This window comes from Tumebacillus amylolyticus (assembly GCF_016722965.1).
GTDB classification, from domain to species: Bacteria; Bacillota; Bacilli; order Tumebacillales; family Tumebacillaceae; genus Tumebacillus; species Tumebacillus amylolyticus.
In genome coordinates, this window is the sequence record NZ_JAEQNB010000011.1 from 62,120 (window position 1) to 80,816 (window position 18,697).

General features: G+C 55.4%; 15 protein-coding genes and 1 rRNA gene. 1 reads left to right on the plus strand and 15 read right to left on the minus strand.

Annotation, left to right across the window (positions count from 1 at the left end; genetic code table 11):
* Window positions 1–65: 65 nt before the first annotated feature.
* From JJB07_RS22865 to JJB07_RS22925, 13 genes are all read right to left on the minus strand, one after another.
* Entirely contained in the window at window positions 66–1,160 is a 1,095-nt protein-coding gene (locus JJB07_RS22865) for a PIN domain-containing protein (RefSeq protein WP_201638424.1), read from the minus strand.
* Between the two features lie 96 nt (window positions 1,161–1,256).
* Window positions 1,257–1,745 (minus strand): CarD family transcriptional regulator, encoded by a 489-nt coding sequence (locus JJB07_RS22870; RefSeq protein WP_201638425.1) that lies wholly within the window; start codon window positions 1,743–1,745, stop codon window positions 1,257–1,259.
* 152 nt (window positions 1,746–1,897) lie between these two features.
* Window positions 1,898–2,884 (minus strand): ketoacyl-ACP synthase III, encoded by a 987-nt coding sequence (locus JJB07_RS22875; protein ID WP_201638426.1) that lies wholly within the window; start codon window positions 2,882–2,884, stop codon window positions 1,898–1,900.
* 345 nt (window positions 2,885–3,229) lie between these two features.
* The gene (locus JJB07_RS22880; protein ID WP_201638427.1) at window positions 3,230–6,529 is read right to left on the minus strand and encodes a DUF5704 domain-containing protein; all 3,300 of its coding nucleotides are present in this window, start codon (window positions 6,527–6,529) and stop codon (window positions 3,230–3,232) included.
* Between the two features lie 333 nt (window positions 6,530–6,862).
* Complete coding sequence (locus tag JJB07_RS22885) at window positions 6,863–8,062, minus strand: stalk domain-containing protein (RefSeq protein WP_201638428.1); 1,200 nt, start codon at window positions 8,060–8,062, stop codon at window positions 6,863–6,865.
* A gap of 123 nt (window positions 8,063–8,185) precedes the next feature.
* Window positions 8,186–8,920: a CDP-diacylglycerol--serine O-phosphatidyltransferase gene (gene pssA, locus JJB07_RS22890; RefSeq protein ID WP_201638429.1), complete on the minus strand. Its 735-nt coding sequence runs from the start codon at window positions 8,918–8,920 to the stop codon at window positions 8,186–8,188.
* A 45-nt stretch (window positions 8,921–8,965) separates the two neighbouring features.
* Complete coding sequence (disA, locus tag JJB07_RS22895; protein ID WP_038092184.1) at window positions 8,966–10,045, minus strand: DNA integrity scanning diadenylate cyclase DisA; 1,080 nt, start codon at window positions 10,043–10,045, stop codon at window positions 8,966–8,968.
* Window positions 10,046–10,051: 6 nt separating this feature from the next.
* Window positions 10,052–11,431, minus strand: coding sequence for a DNA repair protein RadA (gene radA / locus JJB07_RS22900; protein ID WP_201638430.1), 1,380 nt, complete (start codon window positions 11,429–11,431; stop codon window positions 10,052–10,054).
* A gap of 181 nt (window positions 11,432–11,612) precedes the next feature.
* A complete protein-coding gene (locus JJB07_RS22905; protein WP_201638431.1) occupies window positions 11,613–14,057 on the minus strand; it encodes an ATP-dependent Clp protease ATP-binding subunit in 2,445 nt (814 codons plus the stop codon).
* A gap of 72 nt (window positions 14,058–14,129) precedes the next feature.
* Entirely contained in the window at window positions 14,130–15,206 is a 1,077-nt protein-coding gene (gene mcsB, locus JJB07_RS22910) for a protein arginine kinase (RefSeq protein ID WP_201638432.1), read from the minus strand.
* A 4-nt stretch (window positions 15,207–15,210) separates the two neighbouring features.
* Window positions 15,211–15,798: a protein-arginine kinase activator protein McsA gene (gene mcsA / locus JJB07_RS22915; protein ID WP_201638433.1), complete on the minus strand. Its 588-nt coding sequence runs from the start codon at window positions 15,796–15,798 to the stop codon at window positions 15,211–15,213.
* A 34-nt stretch (window positions 15,799–15,832) separates the two neighbouring features.
* The gene (locus tag JJB07_RS22920) at window positions 15,833–16,297 is read right to left on the minus strand and encodes a CtsR family transcriptional regulator (protein WP_201638434.1); all 465 of its coding nucleotides are present in this window, start codon (window positions 16,295–16,297) and stop codon (window positions 15,833–15,835) included.
* 166 nt (window positions 16,298–16,463) lie between these two features.
* Window positions 16,464–17,120: an HAD family hydrolase gene (locus tag JJB07_RS22925; RefSeq protein WP_201638435.1), complete on the minus strand. Its 657-nt coding sequence runs from the start codon at window positions 17,118–17,120 to the stop codon at window positions 16,464–16,466.
* Window positions 17,121–17,233: 113 nt separating this feature from the next.
* Here JJB07_RS22925 and JJB07_RS22930 point away from each other — a divergent pair, with 113 nt between their 5' ends.
* Complete coding sequence (locus JJB07_RS22930) at window positions 17,234–17,809, plus strand: TetR/AcrR family transcriptional regulator (protein ID WP_201638436.1); 576 nt, start codon at window positions 17,234–17,236, stop codon at window positions 17,807–17,809.
* A gap of 122 nt (window positions 17,810–17,931) precedes the next feature.
* On the opposite strand, the gene JJB07_RS22940 is transcribed toward JJB07_RS22930, so the two are convergent.
* Complete coding sequence (locus JJB07_RS22940) at window positions 17,932–18,465, minus strand: hypothetical protein (RefSeq protein WP_201638437.1); 534 nt, start codon at window positions 18,463–18,465, stop codon at window positions 17,932–17,934.
* A gap of 113 nt (window positions 18,466–18,578) precedes the next feature.
* Window positions 18,579–18,695 (minus strand): 5S ribosomal RNA (gene rrf / locus JJB07_RS22945).
* Window positions 18,696–18,697 lie beyond the last annotated feature (2 nt).

Consider the following 18,697-nt stretch of genomic DNA (forward strand, 5'->3'; position numbering starts at 1 on the left):
AATTTCTTCTAATTCTAGCAAAAAAACGCCCCGTCCGCACTCTGGCGGTCGGGGCGTTCTCTCTCTTACAGCGCTCTCTCCAGCGCTTTCGGTTTGGCAAAAATCATCCGGCCCGCGCTGGTTTGCAGGACCGAGGTCACCAGCACTTCCAATCTCGTGCCGATGAATTCGCGGCCGCCTTCGACGACGATCATCGTGCCGTCGTCGAGGTAGCCGACGCCTTGGTTGTATTCCTTGCCGTCCTTGATCACTTGGACGTGGATCTCTTCGCCCGGCAGAACCACCGGCTTGACGGCGTTGGCGAGGTCGTTGATGTTCAACACCCCGACGCCTTGCAACTCGCAGACTTTGTTCAAGTTGAAGTCGTTGGTCACGACTTTGCCCGACATGTTCTTCGCCAGACGAACCAGCTTCGAGTCAACCTCCGAGATGTCGTCGAAGTCGATCTCCAAGACTTGGACTTTGATCTTGAGTTCCTTTTGAATCTTGTTCAAGATGTCCAATCCGCGACGTCCACGGTTGCGCTTGAGCACGTCGGAGGAGTCGGCGATGTGTTGCAACTCTTCAAGGACGAACGACGGGATAATCAGCACGCCGTCGAGGAAGCCGGTTTTGACGATGTCGGCAATTCGACCGTCGATGATCACCGAGGTGTCGAGAAGTTTCGCGTCGCCGGGACGGAGCTTCTCTTCGCCTTTTTTGTCCTTGTCTTTGTCTTTCTCCTTGTCCCGACCGAAACGTCCGGCAAAAAAGTTCATGAAGTCCTCGCGCTTCGAGAAGAAGAAGCGATACCCCATGTACGCCAAGAGCACGCTTGCGAAGAACTGGACCACGCTGCCGACGACGGGTATGAGTGCTATTGCAGGCGCCATCAGATAGGCGATAATAAGACCGGCCACCATACCAAATGCTCCGGCCAACACGTCGGAAAACGGGGTTTTCAGCAACTTCTCTTCGCACCACTTGATCAAACTGACCACATACTCGACAACCCAACTCGTCGCCAAGATAAACAACGAGCCACCCAACACCGCTCCGAAAATCGGATGCGAGAACGGGTTCGAATCAAGCTGAATCCAACTAAACAACTCGGGCGCAAATTGGTACCCGAGCACGATCCCGATTACTGCGAAAAACAGATGCACGATTCTCTTCAGCACAGGATGTCACCTCCTCATACATGCATTATAGACAATCATGAGGCCCTAGAAACGCGAATGCCCGAGTTTGTCAAGAAGATTTAACAAAAGAAGACGTCACGAAGACGCCTTCTTGGAGAGCGTAGTCAACAAATGCTCCAGTTCTTCTTCGCCGGCCGGGCCGACCAACAACAACTCGCTGACCAAGATGTGCTTTGCAGTGTCGTACATTTTGCGCTCGCCGGTGGACAGTCCCTTCTCCCGTTCGAAGTACAACAACTCGCCGAGCACATCTGCCACTTGGTAGATGTCGCCGCCCTTGAGTTTGTCGAGATTCTCACGGTAGCGCTTGTTCCAGGAGTCGTTCATCCGCTCCTTCTCCTCGCGCAAGATGTCCAGCACCCGATCCACCGAGGACTCCTCAATCGTCCCTCGAATGTTCAAGTTGTCGATCTTCGAAACCGGAATCATCACTTTCATTTCTCCATACGGCATGCGGAGAATGTAATACCGCTCGGTCTGGCCGAGAAATTCCTTCTCTTCGATCGCTTCGATGATGCCGGCGCCATGCATAGGATACACAACACGGTCTCCGATATTGAACATTACGGCACCCCCATCTTGGTGGCATTCTGTGACCCATAATAGCACAGAAGGGGGAAATCGTCAAATTTTAAAATTATTATACTACCACAATCAGACAGCATTCGTCAACAGCTTGTTTGTTTATGTCGAAAAAGAGCCCTGCCTGACAGTCATCAGATCGTCCATCGCAAGACCATCCCGGCGTAGACGAGTCCGCCTCCGAAGCCGTAGAGCAGGATGGTGTCGCCGTTTTGAATTTTGCCTTCTTGCAGACCCAGTTGCAGGGCGAGAGGAATCGTGGCGGACGAGGTGTTCCCGAAATACTCCAAGCTGTGCAGCGTTTTTTCCATCGGGAACTTCAACCGTTCCGCGCTGGCTTCAATGATACGCAAGTTGGCGCTGTGCGGGACGAACCAATCGATGTCGTCCAAGGACAGGCCCGCTTTTTCCACCAACAGGGGTACGTCGCGGACGATCGTGTTCACCGCCCACTTGAACACTTCGCGGCCGTTTTGCACGATCTTGCCGTCCCCGAGGAGTTCCAGATCCCCCATGCGGGAGGACAGTCCGGTGCGGTAGAGGCTTTTCCCGCCGGCTCCTTCAGAACCCAGATGCGAATAGAGGAAACTCGGGTTGTGCTCCTCCCACTCGACCAGCGCTACACCTGCCCCGTCGCCGAACAGGATGCTCGTGGTGCGGTCTTCGGCGTTGACCACTTTGGACAGCGTCTCCGCGCCGATGACCAGCACTTTGCGGTGCAAGCCGGACGTGATCAACCCGTTTGCCATGTGCAACGCGTACACGAAGCCTGCGCAGGCGGCGCTGATGTCCAAGGCTCCGGCATTCGGGATTTGCAATTGGGCTTGGACTTGGCTCGCGACGCTCGGGAACGGATAGTCCGGGGTTGTGGTGGAGACGAGGATGAGGTCTACGTCCTCGACAGATACGTTGTAGGTTTCGATCATCTGTTGGACGGCTGCCACACAGAGGTCGCTCGTAAATTCATCAGGGGCCGCAATTCGGCGCTCCCGCATGCCGGTTCGTTGGACGATCCATTCGTCGGATGTCTCCACCATTTGCTCCAGGTCTGCATTGCTCAACACCCGCTCCGGCGTGTAGACACCGAGAGCCGTGATGCCCGCTCGTGATTCTTGAGACATTCGAATCCCTCATTTCTCTGTATGCGTTCGTTTTGGCTTGGTGTTAGTATCAGGTACTTATATGTATGATACCAGATTCTGCGCGAGTACACCTCTTCGTATGAAAAAAAGACCCGCCCTCCCACCGTAGTCATTCATTTATGCCCATCTACGCCAACCTTTTACACACCCTCCGAACCTCCTGATCGGGCAACCGGTCAATCAAGGCATTCTTCAACTGCACTTCATACAGAACTGTGTCGCGGTTCCGGGACAGCTCCAAGAGGATGTGAACCGAGCGGTCTTCACAGGTGGGAGCCGTCGGACGAAAAAAAAGAGACATCCCGTTGCGGGTGTCTCTTTCTTTTAGTGCGGGACGTAGGTGCCGAGGTCGTCGTAGGAGGACTGGTCGGCGTGGTAGTAGAGGACGTCGCCGTCTGCGATCTGGAACGTGTTGTCGTCTGCGTCGGTGAAGCTCGACCGCATGCCCTCCATGTGCCATTGGTTGTCGAGCGGGCCGTGGATGTATTGGAGGTGCGGAGCTGACGTGTTGCCGTTTTGGATCGTTTCGATGTTGAAGTTGACGATGATGTAGCCGTTTTTCAGCCAGATCGGCGAGTGGTCGTCGAGAGAGTTTTGGTTCGCGAGGTCCGTTCCTGCCTTCACGACTTTTACGGCGGCGGGGAGGCTGTATTCGCCGTACCATTTTTGGACGGAGGCATTGGCGAGGGCAGCGTCGCCCGCGTCGGGGTTGTGCGTGCCGATGAAGGTACGGACTCCGCTTGCGAGTAGTTGCCAAGAGTAAGCGGTGCCGATGGCGGTTGGCTTTTCAGCTTTGTACGAGTAGTTGGAGATGTACAGCGTTCGGTCCCCCGCTTTCGAGCGGCCCAAGTCGTTGAAGACGCGGTCGTAGAGAAATGTCGCGGTGTCGGTGAATTCTTGGTTCGTGACATTTCGCAGCGGCGTGTTCAGGACGAGTTGGCGTTGCTGGGTGTCTTCGGGGGAGCCGATTTTGATAAAGGGGTGCGAGTTGGTGCTGTAGTAGAGGTCGACATTGTCATAGCGGGTTTTGCCGTCCTTCGTTACGAACGAAAAGCTCGGTGTGATGCGGACGCCATCGGTGAGGCCGTACATGTTGCCGACGGTTTTCAAGTCGAACTTGAAATGATAGCCGGTTTTGACGGCGTTGTACCCGTAGCCTGCAAGCGGTGAGGAATTCGGCCCGAGCGGGAGTTCGAACGGAGGGGCGACGGTTGGGTTGCGCTTGTCACCGTTGAAGTCTTGGTCTCCGATCCAGTAGCTGCGGTTCGGGAGGATGTCTCGGCTTCCCTTGGCCGGGCGGAAGACGAGTTCCCAGTTGTAGTCGGCGACATCTGTGATTTTGAAGTCGAACAGGCGGCCGATGACTTTCACGGGGATGACTTTGGTCGCAATGTGATTCGGGTTGGACAGGTTGGCATGGTCTTCTTCGAACGAGTTGTCGCGGTTGGTGTTCGTGGGCGGGATCGGGCTGTTTTCGGCGATGGCTCGGAATTTCACGTCGTAGTCGCCTTCGTTGACCCAGACCGGGAGTTCGAACTCGTACGATTTGGCACCCGCCGGGATGGTGAGCCATTGCCCGGCTTTTTTCCATTGCTTGTCCATGTAGACGTCGAACGGGAACCAGACTTGGCGGGCTTGGATGTATTCGGCGTAGTCGCGGTTGCCGTAGTTTTTGAAGGATTGGTGCTGGCCGTTCGTCGGGACGGAGACTTGGAACGTTCGCGTCAAGATGAGCGAACGGCGAGTGGTGTCGGGCACCGTCATCTGGTTGTGATCTTGGTCGTCGGCAACGTCGCAATAGCACACGGTCGGCGTATGGACGGTGACCGTGTTGATGCCGGAGATCGGGGCCGATTGCGCAGAGGACGTGCTGTTGACGGTGGAGCCTGTGAGTCTATAGTAGATCGTGCCGTTGCTCGGGGCATTGGCGTAGTTTTGCTTGGTCGTGGCGATGACTTGTCCGCTGAGATAGAGGATGTGGTCGTCATCGTCGTACTGTCTGGGAGCGGGGATGCCGGATGGATTCGGGCCGTTCTCTTCAGTTTTGGCGTCGCTCATCAGGGTGCTGCCGTCGAAGGTGAAGGCGTCGTTTTTGACCTGAATCTTCGGGACTTTGGCGTCGGCGTCGGAGAGCCAATCTTCGACGGGGACGGTTGGTTTTTCATTTTGACCGCCGGTGAGAGATTGGGAGCCGAGGTCGATTTCCTTCGGGTAGTCGGGGTCGAATACATGCACGTTGTCCACGCCGTCCGAATGCTGGGCGGTGACGGACGGGGCGTTGTAGTTCAGAGGGTACATGCTGACTTGCCCGTTTGGAAGTGCGTAGTTGCCCATGCCGGCGTGGTCGATGGCGAAGACTTGGAGCTTGTCGAGGAGCCAGTAGGAGTAGTTGCGCTTGATGTTGTAGGGTTTGGTGACGACTTGGGTTTCCGTTTGGCTTTCCCAAGTGGTGACCGGATTGCCGGCGGAGTCGACTTCGCCGGTGTCCTTTTCGACTTGCCAGGTGAGGACGTATGTTTTTTTCACGGTGACGGGGTAGGATTTCTGGCCCGTTTTTTGCTGGTAGTGGTAGTCGTAGAGATATCGTTTGCCGCCCGCTTGGGTGTAGAGGCTCTCGTGCGTCGGGATGCCTTGGAGGACGTTGAATTTCTCCGACGGGTACGGGTCGGCGCCGATCTTGCCCGAGGAGTTCGGGTTGAGGTCGGTGCCGCCGGAAGCCTGCGGAGCGGCGGGTTGGCTGGCTTTGACGACCGAGTGTTGGGCGGTGGTTTGGTCAGAGCCTGCACCGACGTCGAAAGCTTTGACGGTGATGGAGCATTTGATGTTGGGGCCGGTGCCCATGTGGATCTTGATCGGGAGACCGGCCTTGCCGTCGTCTTTGCCTGTGAGTTTGCCGCTTTTGTCGGTCGTGCGGACGAAGTCGCAGTTTTGGGTGTCGGTAATTTGGTAGTGATCGAGGTCGAGGTTTGTGGACTTCGCTTCGAACGTGAACGTGGCGTCGACGTCTGTTACGGTATCGTCCACTTCTGTCGGGCCGTTGATGGTCGCGGTGACGGTGACAGAGGACTTCGGTTTGTAGACGCCGACGATGTAGTTGCCCCCGTCGTCGGCGGTGATATTTCGAGTCATCGTCTGACTGGCGGGTACAGAAATCGTTTGTTGTTGCAGATCGTCGTGCGGTGTGATGTAGGATTGCTGAAGTTGGTAGTTGGTGCCGTTTGAAGTGAGTTCAAAGGGGAACGTCCAACTGACGGGGTCCCCTTTTTTGAAATCACCGATATTGTTTGTGTACAGGCCTGAGTCGTTGAGTTTGCTTTTGGTGTTGCACGGAAGGGTTGTTCCGTCGGGAAGCGAGCAGATGGCTTCGACCGGGTAGGCGGGCGGTGGAGGGACGACGGTGAAAATGTCATAATACTGTCCCATACTGCCTATCGCCGACCAATTTCTCGCTGCCATGATGTCCTGTGGCGTGTAGTAGGGCGTGGGATCGATGACTCCCGTTTTCGGATGGTAGATATGAAAGATGGAGTTTATGTAGACTTTCTGTTTGTACACAGCTCCACCATGCCCGATTTTTTGAAAAGCACGATCCACTGCCGCGATGTTTACTGAAAAAAATGTCATAACATCATTTCCAGAATACTGTTCATCGATCTGTACCGCTCGGTTCTCCTCCATTACGACATACGTTCCTTGACGAGGGTTGCAAGAACTGTGGGTACCATTGCAAGTGCTTTGGAGATTGATAACCCATCCTGTCGTCAAATAATAGGTATCGTTATCTCCTCCTGCAGGATCGGTCATATCAAATGCCCAATTCCCATTGCCGTCAGGAAGCGCTTGGACGTCTGCTAATGCAGGTGAAGGAAACAGAATGCTACAAAAGAGAAGGACCAAAATGAGACAGTAGATCTTTATTCCAGGTGTTCGGTTTATGTCTCTCATCGTCTGCCTTACCTATTGTTTTTGTATCCAAGAGTCGCGAGTGATTGTCGCATTGCCTGAGACGAATACGTCATCTCCAAGATAACCGCTGATGCTTCCACCGCCAATTGCTACATCTACATACCCGCTATACCAAACACCAAGTTCACAAGGCGGTAAGTTGTAGGAGGAATCATAGAAGACTTTTTGTTTTTCATTGTAATGAATGACACGGTACTTGATTTTTGAGCGCACATGGTAAGACGAAAATCCATCATGGTAGATCATCGAAGGTTCTGGTTCTAAGCTCCCTTCAATCTGAATCTCATTCTCTTTAGCCCATTTTATATAGTCCGTGATAGGTCCCTTCCATACATCTTCAGGGGATGCACTGGTAGTTTCAGCAATTTGGTTTGCCCAGTCATCAGTAAGGGTGCGATAATCAACATTTAGCACCAGTTGATAGTGTTTTCGCACACGATCTAACCACGTATCAATGTGTTTCTTTGTAAATTCGTCTTTTCTAGTTGTATAGAGCGTGTTCGGTGACTTAGGGGTGCCTTTCCCGAAAACATCTCCAAATTTCATTTCATACATATCATTTGAAACACCCTCTAAGATGTACGGGTAATCCGACGCGTTCTTAGGCAGGTTTGTTGTCCGAACTTTGCGACCCCACGGATCGATGTCTTTAACATCTACCAGATTGATGTCACCAACAGGTTTCGGAACATCATTGATGTTCCCGCCCGTTTGACCGCCCGTGTTCGTGCCGGGTTGGTTGTCTGCAAACGAAATCGACACCACGTTCTGCTCACCGAACCAGAACACGCTGGCGCCGAGGGTTTCGCTGACGAAGCGGAGCGGGACGTAGGTGCGGTCGTTGCGTTTGACGGTTTTGGTGTCGAGTTGGCTGGGGGTGCCGTTGACGGTGGCGGTGTCTTCTCCAATGTGGAGACGGATGTCTTTGCCGTTCATGTTGATGACGACCGTTTGCGTCAGTTCGAACCAGTCTACTTTCGCACCCATCCCTTCGGCGATAAAACGCACCGGCACCATCGTGCGGTCGTTTTCGTCAATGTAGGGCTTGGCATCCGGGAAGTTCACCGGGGCGTTGTTCATGCGAATTTCGGGCACTTGCACGGTGTCGGCAAGCGAAGTTGTCGCAGGGGTACCGCTAAGCAGTAACGCGGTGGTAGTCAGGCCGGTAAGGGGGAGGGTCCACTTTTTCACTCTGTTCAACACTCCTTGAGTTAATTTTCAGAACAAAAGATACCAATTTTTAGTATACATGAAAACAGCAAACCGAGCACAAAAAAAAGACCCGCCCTCCCTCCGGAGTGCGGGTCTTTCCTTTTACTTCGCTATTTGTTCGAGCTCTTCAAGAGCCGTTTCTTCGCCTTTTTTTGCCTTCCGCTTGCCGTTTTTTTTTAAGACGCCGTAGAAGGCGTACACGGCCAGCGGCAGGAACACCAGTTTCGTGGCGTGCTCCGGAAATTGCCAGAACACGAACGCCACGATCAGGATGATCGCCGGGACGATGTAGTACGCAGAGCGCGGAACGCCGACTTTTTTGAAGTTCGGGTACTTGATGTTCGAGACCATCAGGTACGCGAGGAACAGCATGAACAGCGGCATCCAGATCTTCTGCGCCGGAATCGTGTCGTGGTACAACGCAAGCGTCGCGAGAACCCCGCCCGCCGCCGTGATCGGCAAGCCGATGAAGTAGTTCGGCGACGTGCCGGTCGCCACGTTGAAGCGCGCCAGACGCAACGCCCCGCAGATCGGGAAGATCGCCGTAATCACAGTGCCGATCCAGCCGATTTCGTTGAGGACGACGCCGTACATGATGAACGCCGGTGCCACGCCAAACGAGATGACGTCCGACAGGGAGTCGAGCTCCTTGCCAAACTCACTCTGCGCGTTCAACGCACGTGCCACCCGACCGTCGAGACCGTCGAGCAACATGCCGATGATGACAAGCAGCGCAGCCCACGAAAAGTCGCCTTGGAAAGCTACGATAATAGAAATAATGCCTAAAAATAAGTTCCCCACTGTAAACATGCTCGGTAATGCTCTTCGCACATACATGGTGTCTACCTACCTCCCTATCCCCTGGTACCCCCACTGCTTGCGTTAGATATGACGGTCGATGAACACTTGCTCGGAAATGCGTTTGAGCCCTTCTTTGATCGCACGGGCACGCACTTCCCCGATGCCTTCCACGTCGTCAAGTTCCTCAATGGACGCATGCAGGATGCGCGGCAAGGCGTCAAACGTGTCTACCAAGTTCTCAATGACCGGCTGCGGCAAACGAGGGATCTTGTTCAAAATACGATAGCCGCGCGAGGACACGGGTTCTTCGGTAATGTTAATATTCCCGGTGTACCCCAGAACTCTCACCAATTGCAGACTTTCCAGTAATTCATCAGAAGTCAGCGTGTGCAGCTCCGACAAAATCTGGTGCGGTGTGACGTCGAGCGTTTCTTTGCAATAGTCTTTGACCAGCAAATACGCCTCTTCGTCCACTTTGGACACCAACTCCTCCATCTGCATGGAGATCAGTCGGCCTTCGGTGCCAAGTTCCGTGATATAACGGCGAATCTCTGATTTAATACGCAAAACCATCTCGATGCGTTGCATGACGAGCGCAACTTCGTGCAAGGTGACCAGCTCTTCAAACTCCAACGCACTCAAATTCGTCAAGGCTTGATCGAGAACCGATTTGTACTTCTCCAAGGTGTTGATCGCTTGGTTGGCTTTGGTCAAGATCACGCCGATGTCCTTGAGCGTGTAGCGGAAATTCGATTGGTAGAGCGTAATCACGTCGCGGCGCTGCGAGATGCAGACGACGAGGTGACCCGTCTGCTTGGCGACGCGCTCCGCTGTACGGTGGCGCGTACCGGTCTCAAACGAGGGAATCGACGGGTCGGGATTCAGTTGGGTGTTGGCGTAGAGGATGCGCTTGCCGTCTTCAGACAGGATGATCGCTCCGTCCATCTTCGCCAATTCGTACACCGAGGCCGCTGAAAATTCGCAGTTGATCGAAAATCCACCGTCCACGATCTCCATCACCTGCGGGGAGTTGCCGATGACGATCAACGCGCCGGTCTTCGCCCGCAGGACATTCTCCAACCCTTCACGCAACTGGGTCCCAGGTGCGATGAAGCGGAGGATCTTGTTGATAAGGGTGTCTTTTTTCATGTCATCACGCATAACCCGTCATCCCCCTAATGCTACTTGGAACGCCTCCTGTACCGTTTCAACTCCGATGACTGAAACACCAGCCGGGGGCTGCCATCCGCGCAGATTTTTCGTCGGGACGATCACTCGGGTAAACCCAAGCTTCATCGCCTCCCGCACGCGTTGCTCAATTCGTGAAACCCCGCGCACTTCGCCCGTCAACCCGACTTCGCCGATGTAGACGTCGCCGGGCGGCATCAACTGCTCGCGGAAGCTCGACGCGAGCGCGAGTGCGATGCCCAGATCAACGGCCGGTTCGTCGAGACGCACGCCGCCTGCGACGTTGACATAGGCGTCCTGCGATTGCAGGTAGAGGCCCATGCGCTTCTCCAGCACCGCCATGATCAGCGACACGCGGTTGTGATCGAGCCCGGTGGCCATCCGGCGCGGCGTCCCGTACGACGACGGGGTGACCAGCGCTTGAATCTCCACCAGCACCGGGCGCGTGCCTTCCATCGAAGCCACGACACATGACCCGGCCACGCCGTGCGGACGTTCTGAGAGGAACAGCTCCGACGGATTGACCACTTCCTCCAACCCCTTCTCGCGCATTTCAAAAATGCCGATCTCGTTCGTGGAGCCGAAGCGGTTTTTCACGCCGCGCAGAATCCGATACGTGTGATGTCTTTCACCTTCAAAATAGAGGACGGCATCGACCATATGTTCCAGCATGCGCGGACCGGCAATCGCGCCTTCCTTTGTCACATGGCCGACGATAAACGTCGCCAAGTTCAAAGTCTTCGCGATGCGCAGCAAAAAGGCGGTACATTCACGCACCTGACCGACACTGCCCGGAGCCGATTGCAAGCCCGGACGGTACACGGTCTGGATCGAGTCGATGATGAGAAAGTCTGGGGTGTGCAACTTGATGTGCGACTCCACGCGTTCAAGGTCCGTCTCCGGCAGAATGAGCAGGTTTTCACTTAACGACCCGAGTCGATCGGCACGCAGTTTGATCTGCTTGGCCGACTCCTCCCCCGAGACGTAGAGCACGCGACGACCTTGCATCGCGATGGCGTTGGACGTCTGCAGCAAGAGCGTCGATTTGCCGATGCCGGGGTCTCCCCCGACCAGCACCAACGATCCGCCGACGATCCCGCCGCCAAGTACCCTGTCAAATTCGCCATATCCGCTGTGTGTACGCGCTTCCTCCACGATGTCGATCTCGGTGATCCGAGTGACTTGTGCAGGTTCGGATTGCAAGTGTTGGAGCGCCGCGTGAGACGGGGCGGTTGCAGCAGGTGTAGCGACCTCTTCGACCATTCGGTTCCATTGGCCGCATCCCGGACATTTGCCCATCCATTTGGGGCTTTCATACCCACAGTCTTGGCACACAAATTTTGATTTATACTTTGCCATACGTGTCCCCTATTCGTCATTGTCATACAAAAAGGTTCCAATCTCCATCATATACGAAAGACAAGCACGCAACAAGGGACCTAAGTAGATCATACGCAAGGACCCCCCAAGAGTTTCATACCCGAGAGTCAATTTCTGAAAAAAAGCTCGTGGCCGCGACGCGGACACGAGCTCTTTTTGCTTAGGCTTGTTGGATTTCTTCTTGTTGCGCGCCTTCGTTTTTGACGGTGAGTTTGCCGTCTTCGGCGTCGATGCGCACGAGGTCGCCTTTTTTGACGCTGCCCGAGAGCAGGGCTTCGGAAAGCTGGTCCTCGATGTGGCGCTGGATCGCACGCTTGAGCGGACGTGCGCCGTATTGCGGGTCGTAGCCTTCCTTGGCGAGGAACTGCTTCGCTTCGTCGGAGAGCACGAAGTGGATGTCGTTCTCGCGCAGGCGTTTCTTGAGGTCGTCGGACATCAGATCGACAATCTCGCGGATGTGCTCCTCGGCGAGCGGGTGGAACACGATCTGGTCGTCGAGACGGTTCAGGAACTCCGGACGGAATTGCTTTTTGAGCTCTTCCATGACGCGGTCCTTCATGTTGGTGTAGTCCGCTTCTTTGTTCGCGGTGAAGCCGAGGGCACCGCCCTTTTTGATCGTTTGCGCCCCGACGTTCGAGGTCATGATGATCACCGTGTTGCGGAAGTCGACGGTGCGGCCCTTGGAATCGGTCAGGCGACCGTCGTCGAGCACTTGCAAGAGCACGTTGAAGACTTCCGGATGTGCCTTCTCCACTTCGTCGAACAGCACGACGGAGTACGGCTTGCGACGGACTTTCTCCGTCAACTGACCGCCTTCTTCGTAACCGACGTAGCCCGGAGGCGCCCCGACGAGACGGGCGGTGGAGTGGCGCTCGCCGTACTCCGACATGTCGATGCGGATGATGGCGTTCTCGTCGCCAAACATCGCTTCGGCCAGAGCTTTCGCGAGCTCGGTTTTCCCAACCCCGGTGGGGCCGAGGAAGATGAAGGAGCCGATCGGGCGTTTCGGGTCTTTGAGGCCCGCACGCGCACGACGGATCGCGCGGGAGATCGACTTGACCGCTTCGTCTTGGCCGATGACGCGGTCGTGGAGAATTTCTTCCATGTTCAAGAGGCGTTCCGACTCGGCCTCCGCCAGTTTCTTGACCGGGATGCCGGTCCAAGAAGCGACGATGTCGGCGATGTCTTCGGCGTTGACCACAGAGTCTTTTTTGACTTGGGTTTGTTGCCATTCGTTTTTGCGGGATTCCAGTTCTTCGCGCAGTTTTTGTTCCTTGTCGCGCAGGGAGGCCGCTTTTTCAAACTCTTGGGATTGCACCGCAGATTCCTTTTCCGAGCGGATCTCTTCGAGTTTTTCTTCGAGTTCCTTGAGGTTCGGCGGTTGGGTGTAGGTGCGCAGACGGACACGGGATGCCGCTTCGTCGATCAGGTCGATCGCTTTGTCCGGCAAGAAGCGGTCGGTGATGTAGCGGTCCGACAGTTTGACGGCCGCTTCAATCGCTTCGTCGAGAATCTTCACGCGGTGATGCGCTTCGTAGCGGTCGCGCAGGCCTTGGAGGATGAGGATCGCTTCGTCCTTGTTCGGCTGGTCGACGGTGATCGGTTGGAAGCGGCGTTCGAGGGCCGCGTCTTTTTCGATGTGCTTGCGGTATTCGTCAAGCGTGGTCGCCCCGATGCATTGCAGTTCGCCGCGTGCGAGGGACGGCTTGAGGATGTTCGAGGCGTCGATCGCCCCTTCGGCACCGCCGGCACCGATCAGGGTGTGCAGTTCGTCGATGAACAGGATGATGTTGCCCGCTTGGCGGATCTCATCCATGATTTTCTTGAGACGATCTTCGAATTCCCCGCGGTACTTCGTGCCCGCGACGACGGTGCCCATGTCGAGAACCATGACGCGCTTGTTGCGCAGGGTTTCCGGGATTTCGTTGTCGACGATGCGTTGCGCGAGTCCTTCGGCGATGGCGGTCTTGCCGACGCCCGGCTCCCCGATGAGCACCGGGTTGTTCTTGGTGCGGCGGGAGAGCACTTGGATGACGCGCTCGATTTCGTTGGCGCGGCCGATGACCGGGTCGAGCTTCTGGTCGCGTGCCATCTGGGTCAGGTCGCGCGCCAGAGAATCGAGGGTCGGGGTGTTCGCCGCTTGGGCGTTTTCTTGATGCGATTCGTGGGTGTCACCGCCGAGCAATTGGAGCACTTGTTGGCGGGCTTTGTTAAGCGACACACCGAGGTTGGCGAGCACGCGGGCTGCCACGCCTTCGCCTTCGCGGATCAGACCGAGCAAGATGTGCTCGGTGCCGACATAGTTGTGTCCGAGCTTGCGAGCTTCGTCAATCGAGAGTTCGATGACTTTCTTCGCACGCGGGGTGTACGCCATACCGGTGGATTGACCGGGGCCGCGGCCGATGATCTTCTCCACTTCTTTTTGTACTTTGTCGCTGGAAAGACCCAGCGAGACCAGCGATTTTGCTGCAATGCCTTCGCCCTCGCGGACGAGGCCCAGCAGGATATGCTCAGTGCCAACCCCGGAGTGACCGAGGCGGCTCGCTTCTTCTTGAGCCAATGCCAATACTTTCTGTGCGCGTTCCGTAAAACGTCCAAACATCATAGGTTCCACCTCCATAGTACTTTGAATCTATTCGAGGACAAAGCACCAATATGCTTGTGTCAGGGTTCGACTCTAGATCTGGGCTTCGTCCATATGCAAGCGTTCGCGAACGAGCGTGGCGCGCCGCCAATCCCGCTCCCCCGGCGCCAATTCGGCCCCGTGGAATTTTTGTAAAAAGCCGGGTTGGGTCATCACCATCAACTCTTTGAGAATGTTTTTCGACACGCCCTTGATGACGCCGAGGTCGATGCCCAGACGCACATCGGAGAGGCGTTGCATCGTCTCTTTGGAATCGAGACGGCGCGCATAGGCGAGGATGCCAAACGAGCGGGCGATGCGGTCTTCGATCACTTCGCGGTTTTCGTTGAGCAAAAAGTGACGGGCGGCTTGTTCGTGCTCGATGATTTTGCGTGCGACCGAATCGAGGTTGGAGATGATCTCCTCTTCGGACTGGCCGAGCGTAATCTGGTTCGAGAGTTGGAACAGGTTGCCGACCGCTTCGGTGCCTTCGCCGTAGACGCCGCGCACGACGAGACCGACTTGGTTGAGCGCGGAGAGCACGCGGTTGATCTGCTGGGTGACCACGAGGGCCGGCAGATGCAGCATGACGGACGCCCGGATGCCGGTGCCGACGTTGGTCGGGCAAGCGGTGAGGAATCCATAGCGGTCGTCGAACGCGTAGTTGAGCTGACTCTCCAAGAGGTCGTCCGTTTCATTTGCGATGCTCCATGCTTCGCGAAGCTGCAAGCCCGGCAAGAGCACTTGCAAACGCAGATGGTCTTCCTCATTGACCATGATCGACACTTCCTCGTCATCGCGCAAAGCGACAGCGCCTCGAGAAGCGTGTTCGACAAGTGCGGGCGAGATCAGGTACTTCTCGACCAATGCTTGGCGGTCGACGTCGGACACGTCGCGCAGAGTGAGAAACTCGTAGCGGCCGTGTCCGTTTTTTTCAAAAACGTCCGACTCGACGGCGCTCTTGACGCGTTGCAAGACCTCTTCGGATTGCGTGTCGTTGGCGAGCATCGGGAACGGGAGTTCTCGAAGATTCCGTGCCATGCGGATTCGCGTGGAGATGACGATGTCGGCGTGAGGACCGTCGTCTTGCATCCAGCGGCTGGCATCCGCGACAAAGTCTTGGATCGACATCGACTTACACCTCCCCTTGTGGTCCGCTCTTCATGTCTTGCTCCATCCCGCGAATGCGGTCGCGAAGGATGGCTGCTTCCTCGAATTGCTCCGCTTGAATTTTCTGTTGAAGTTCGACGCGAAGCCCTTCGATTTGTTTCTGGACTTTGATCCGACCGCCGGCGCGTTGCGGGACTTTGCCCGTGTGCGACGTCGCTCCGCCGTGAATGCGGCGGACCAGCGGTTCCAGATGCGAGGCAAAATGTGTATAGCAATCTCCACAGCCGAAGCGTCCCAACTGCGCGAATTGCGGATAGGTAAGTCCGCAGGTGGCGCATCGGACCGGCCCCGGCTGTTGGGCTTGGATGCCTTTGCTCATCGGAGTGTGGCCCTGTGTTTCGAATCCAAGCAATCCGCTGAGCAGATTCTGGAACGAAAACGCAGTTTCACCAAAAGGATTTGTCCCAAGTCCGGGACCACCAAAGGTCTTCATCATCACGTCGCCTTTTTCACGAGCGCAGGTTTCGCAGAGATGAATTTCCTGTTTCGAGTTGTTGAGGATCTTCGTGAAGTGCACGGTGGCATCACGTTGGTTGCATTCCTGACAGATCATTTGGCGTCTCCCCTCCTAAGTGCTTGAGGTCCGGTCATCCCTTGAGAATGGCGACGAGCATTGCCGACAATTGATTCGCCCGCACTTGGTCGCGCAGCTGTGGAGACAGCGCGAGGATGTCACTGCAGATCACCGCACGCATCATCAGGACTTCACGCTCGGTCAGCACGTTCTCCTCCAGAAGTCGTCCGAGGAACCCCTCAGCTTCCCGGGCGGACAACGAACTGCCGATGATGTCGAGAATCGCGCGGTGCAAGGCGTTGTTCCTCCGGTCGAGTCCGACCCGTTGGATGCGGATGTACCCGCCGCCGCCGCGCTTCGATTCCACAACATAGCCCTTCTCAATGGTGAAGCGTGTGGAAATCACGTAGTTGATTTGGGAGGGCACACAGTGAAACGTGTCGGCCAACTCGCTTCGCTTGATCTCAATGATGCCTTCGTGTGAGTTGGTGAGGATGGTCTTCAAGTGTTGTTCAATGATGTCGGAGATGTTGCGCATCGTGCCCGCTAACCTCCCTCCTCCTGATCATTGACTTTGACTAACTTTGACCTTCATGACTTCATTATATGTAGGGCCGGGCAAAATTCCAAGAGTCATCTCTCTTCACTTTGCCCAGTTTTGGGGTGGATAAACCGATTTCACAGGGGAAGTCGGGTCGTTTCTTTTATTTTCTCGCAATTTGACTATAGTTGACCTTCGTCAAGAGTTGGTCAAACGATGTGATGATCTCGTCGGCGTCGTCCAGTTCGTGTTCGTTGGCGAATCCGAAGTCGCAGCCGACGGTGAGCAGGAAGTTTTTTTTGCCGGCGGTGATGTCCGATTTGCGGTCGCCGACCATGACGGTGTTTTTTTCGTTGAGGTGTTGTTCGTCGAGGAGGAGGGCGACGAGTTCTTCTTTTTTCTCCGTTTTGTAGGCGCCCGCGCAGTAGAGTTTGTCAAACAGCGGCGTGAGGCCTTGCGTTTCGATCACCGTCTCGACATAGCGCATCTCCCCGTTCGACGCGGTAAAAAGCTTCACGCCCGCCTCGCGGAGTGTGTGAAGCGTTTTTTTCACAGCGGGGTAGAGGGCGCCGGTGCCTTTTTGCATGAGTTCCATCTCGGCCTGGGCGAGCAGTTCGTTTGCTTTGTCGCGCTCGTCCATCGAGGCGTCGGGGAGCAGGGTCTCCCAGACTTCGGGGATTGTCATGCCGAATACGTTTAGGATTTGCTCGTCGGTCGGTGCCGGGCGGCGCAGTTTTTCAAACGTTTGACGAAACGCCGGCAACGCGACCTTCTCCGTCTGAAACAACGTCCCGTCCACATCGAAGATCATCGCGTCCATCGCTCAGTCTCCTTTCTGGGTGGCAAGCGGAATACGGCTTGACTGAATCAGGGAATACCAAGTATGATTCTTTGTTATAGAGTGTCCGGAACGTGACAAGGAGATGACGAGGGATGGCTTCCAATAAATATGAAGAGATTACCAAAGCAGCGGTGATGCTGTTTGAACGCAAAGGATATCATGCGACATCGGTGCAAGACATCGCCGACGAAGTCGGATTGCAAAAAGGCTCGCTGTACCACTACATTTCTTCCAAAGAAGATCTGTTGATGCAACTCGCCCACCGCTCCATCGGCGAATACAACGGGCAGATGGAGGAGATCTTGCACGACGCCTCGCTTACGAACCGGGAGCGGATGCAGCGCGCCATTGAGCATCATCTGCGCTATGTGACCAAGAACGTCCAGCTCACCACCGTTTTGTTGCGGGAAGCGTTCTCGCTGGGGGAAGATCAGCACCAAGTGATTCAAGCCCAGACGGACAAGTACCTCAACTTCTGGACGCAAGTGATCGAGCAGGGCATCGCCGCCGGAGAGTTCCGTCCGGTGAATGCACGGGTGACGGCGCTGTCGATTCTGGGGTCGATCAACTGGGTGTACCGTTGGTACCATGAGGGCGGCAAATTGACGGCAAGCGATATTTCCGACGTGTACTCGCATCTGTTCTTGGAAGGCATTGAGAAGCGATAGAAAAAAAAGACCCAATCCGTGATGGATTGAGTCTTTTTTTTGTGCAGTTATTGGTCTGCGGTTAGGCGAGTTCTTGGAGCGGATCGCGATGTCGAGCAGAGAGTACGTTCCGTCGGAGAGGTTCAGCACCCAGAAGATCGCCATCTGGTTGATCTCCTGCAGCGCACGCAGGGTTTGGCGAACGCCGTTGCCGGTGATTGCTGCGGCAGATCGGGTAGAAGTCTTGCATGGTTTGGTGAATTCGTTGTCCGACCATTGAGGTTGTCGTCATCGAAGAACACTAGCGAGTCGAGGCCGATGTTGATCTCTTCGGCGATGCCTTTCATATTGGAGATCTTGTCCTGCCAGTTGATGCGAATGGCGGCGAAGTGCTCTTCGCGCAAGATCATGTGCGGATGCTCGCGGAAGACGCGCAGGACGTCCTCTTCGTTGTTCTTGCTGTTGACGTGTTTTGCTTGCCCAACTCGGGAGCAGAACGCGTCGTAGTTGAACAGGAACGTGGAGTGGCTGGGTTTGAAATGCTGTTGCTTGCCGTCCAGATGCGCTTTGGCGCATGCAGGTCTTCGCAGGTCTTTGCGGATTTTTTTGTAGAGTTGCAGATATTCGAATACGGTAACAGGCTGGTTTGAGGAGATACGTTCACTTATCTCTTGCACGATCTACTCCCTCCCAATGGTCCATCCTACTTTTTCGACCGATTCCGAGGGCCCTTCTGCACAAAAAGACCCAATCCTTGGTGGATTGGGTCTTTTTTTTAGAATTGACTGTTGCCTCGCGACGTCCTACTCTCCCGGGACCCTGCGGTCCAAGTACCATCGGCGCTGGAAAGCTTAACTTCTGTGTTCGGGATGGGAACAGGTGTGACCTTTCCGCCATCATCACGAGACA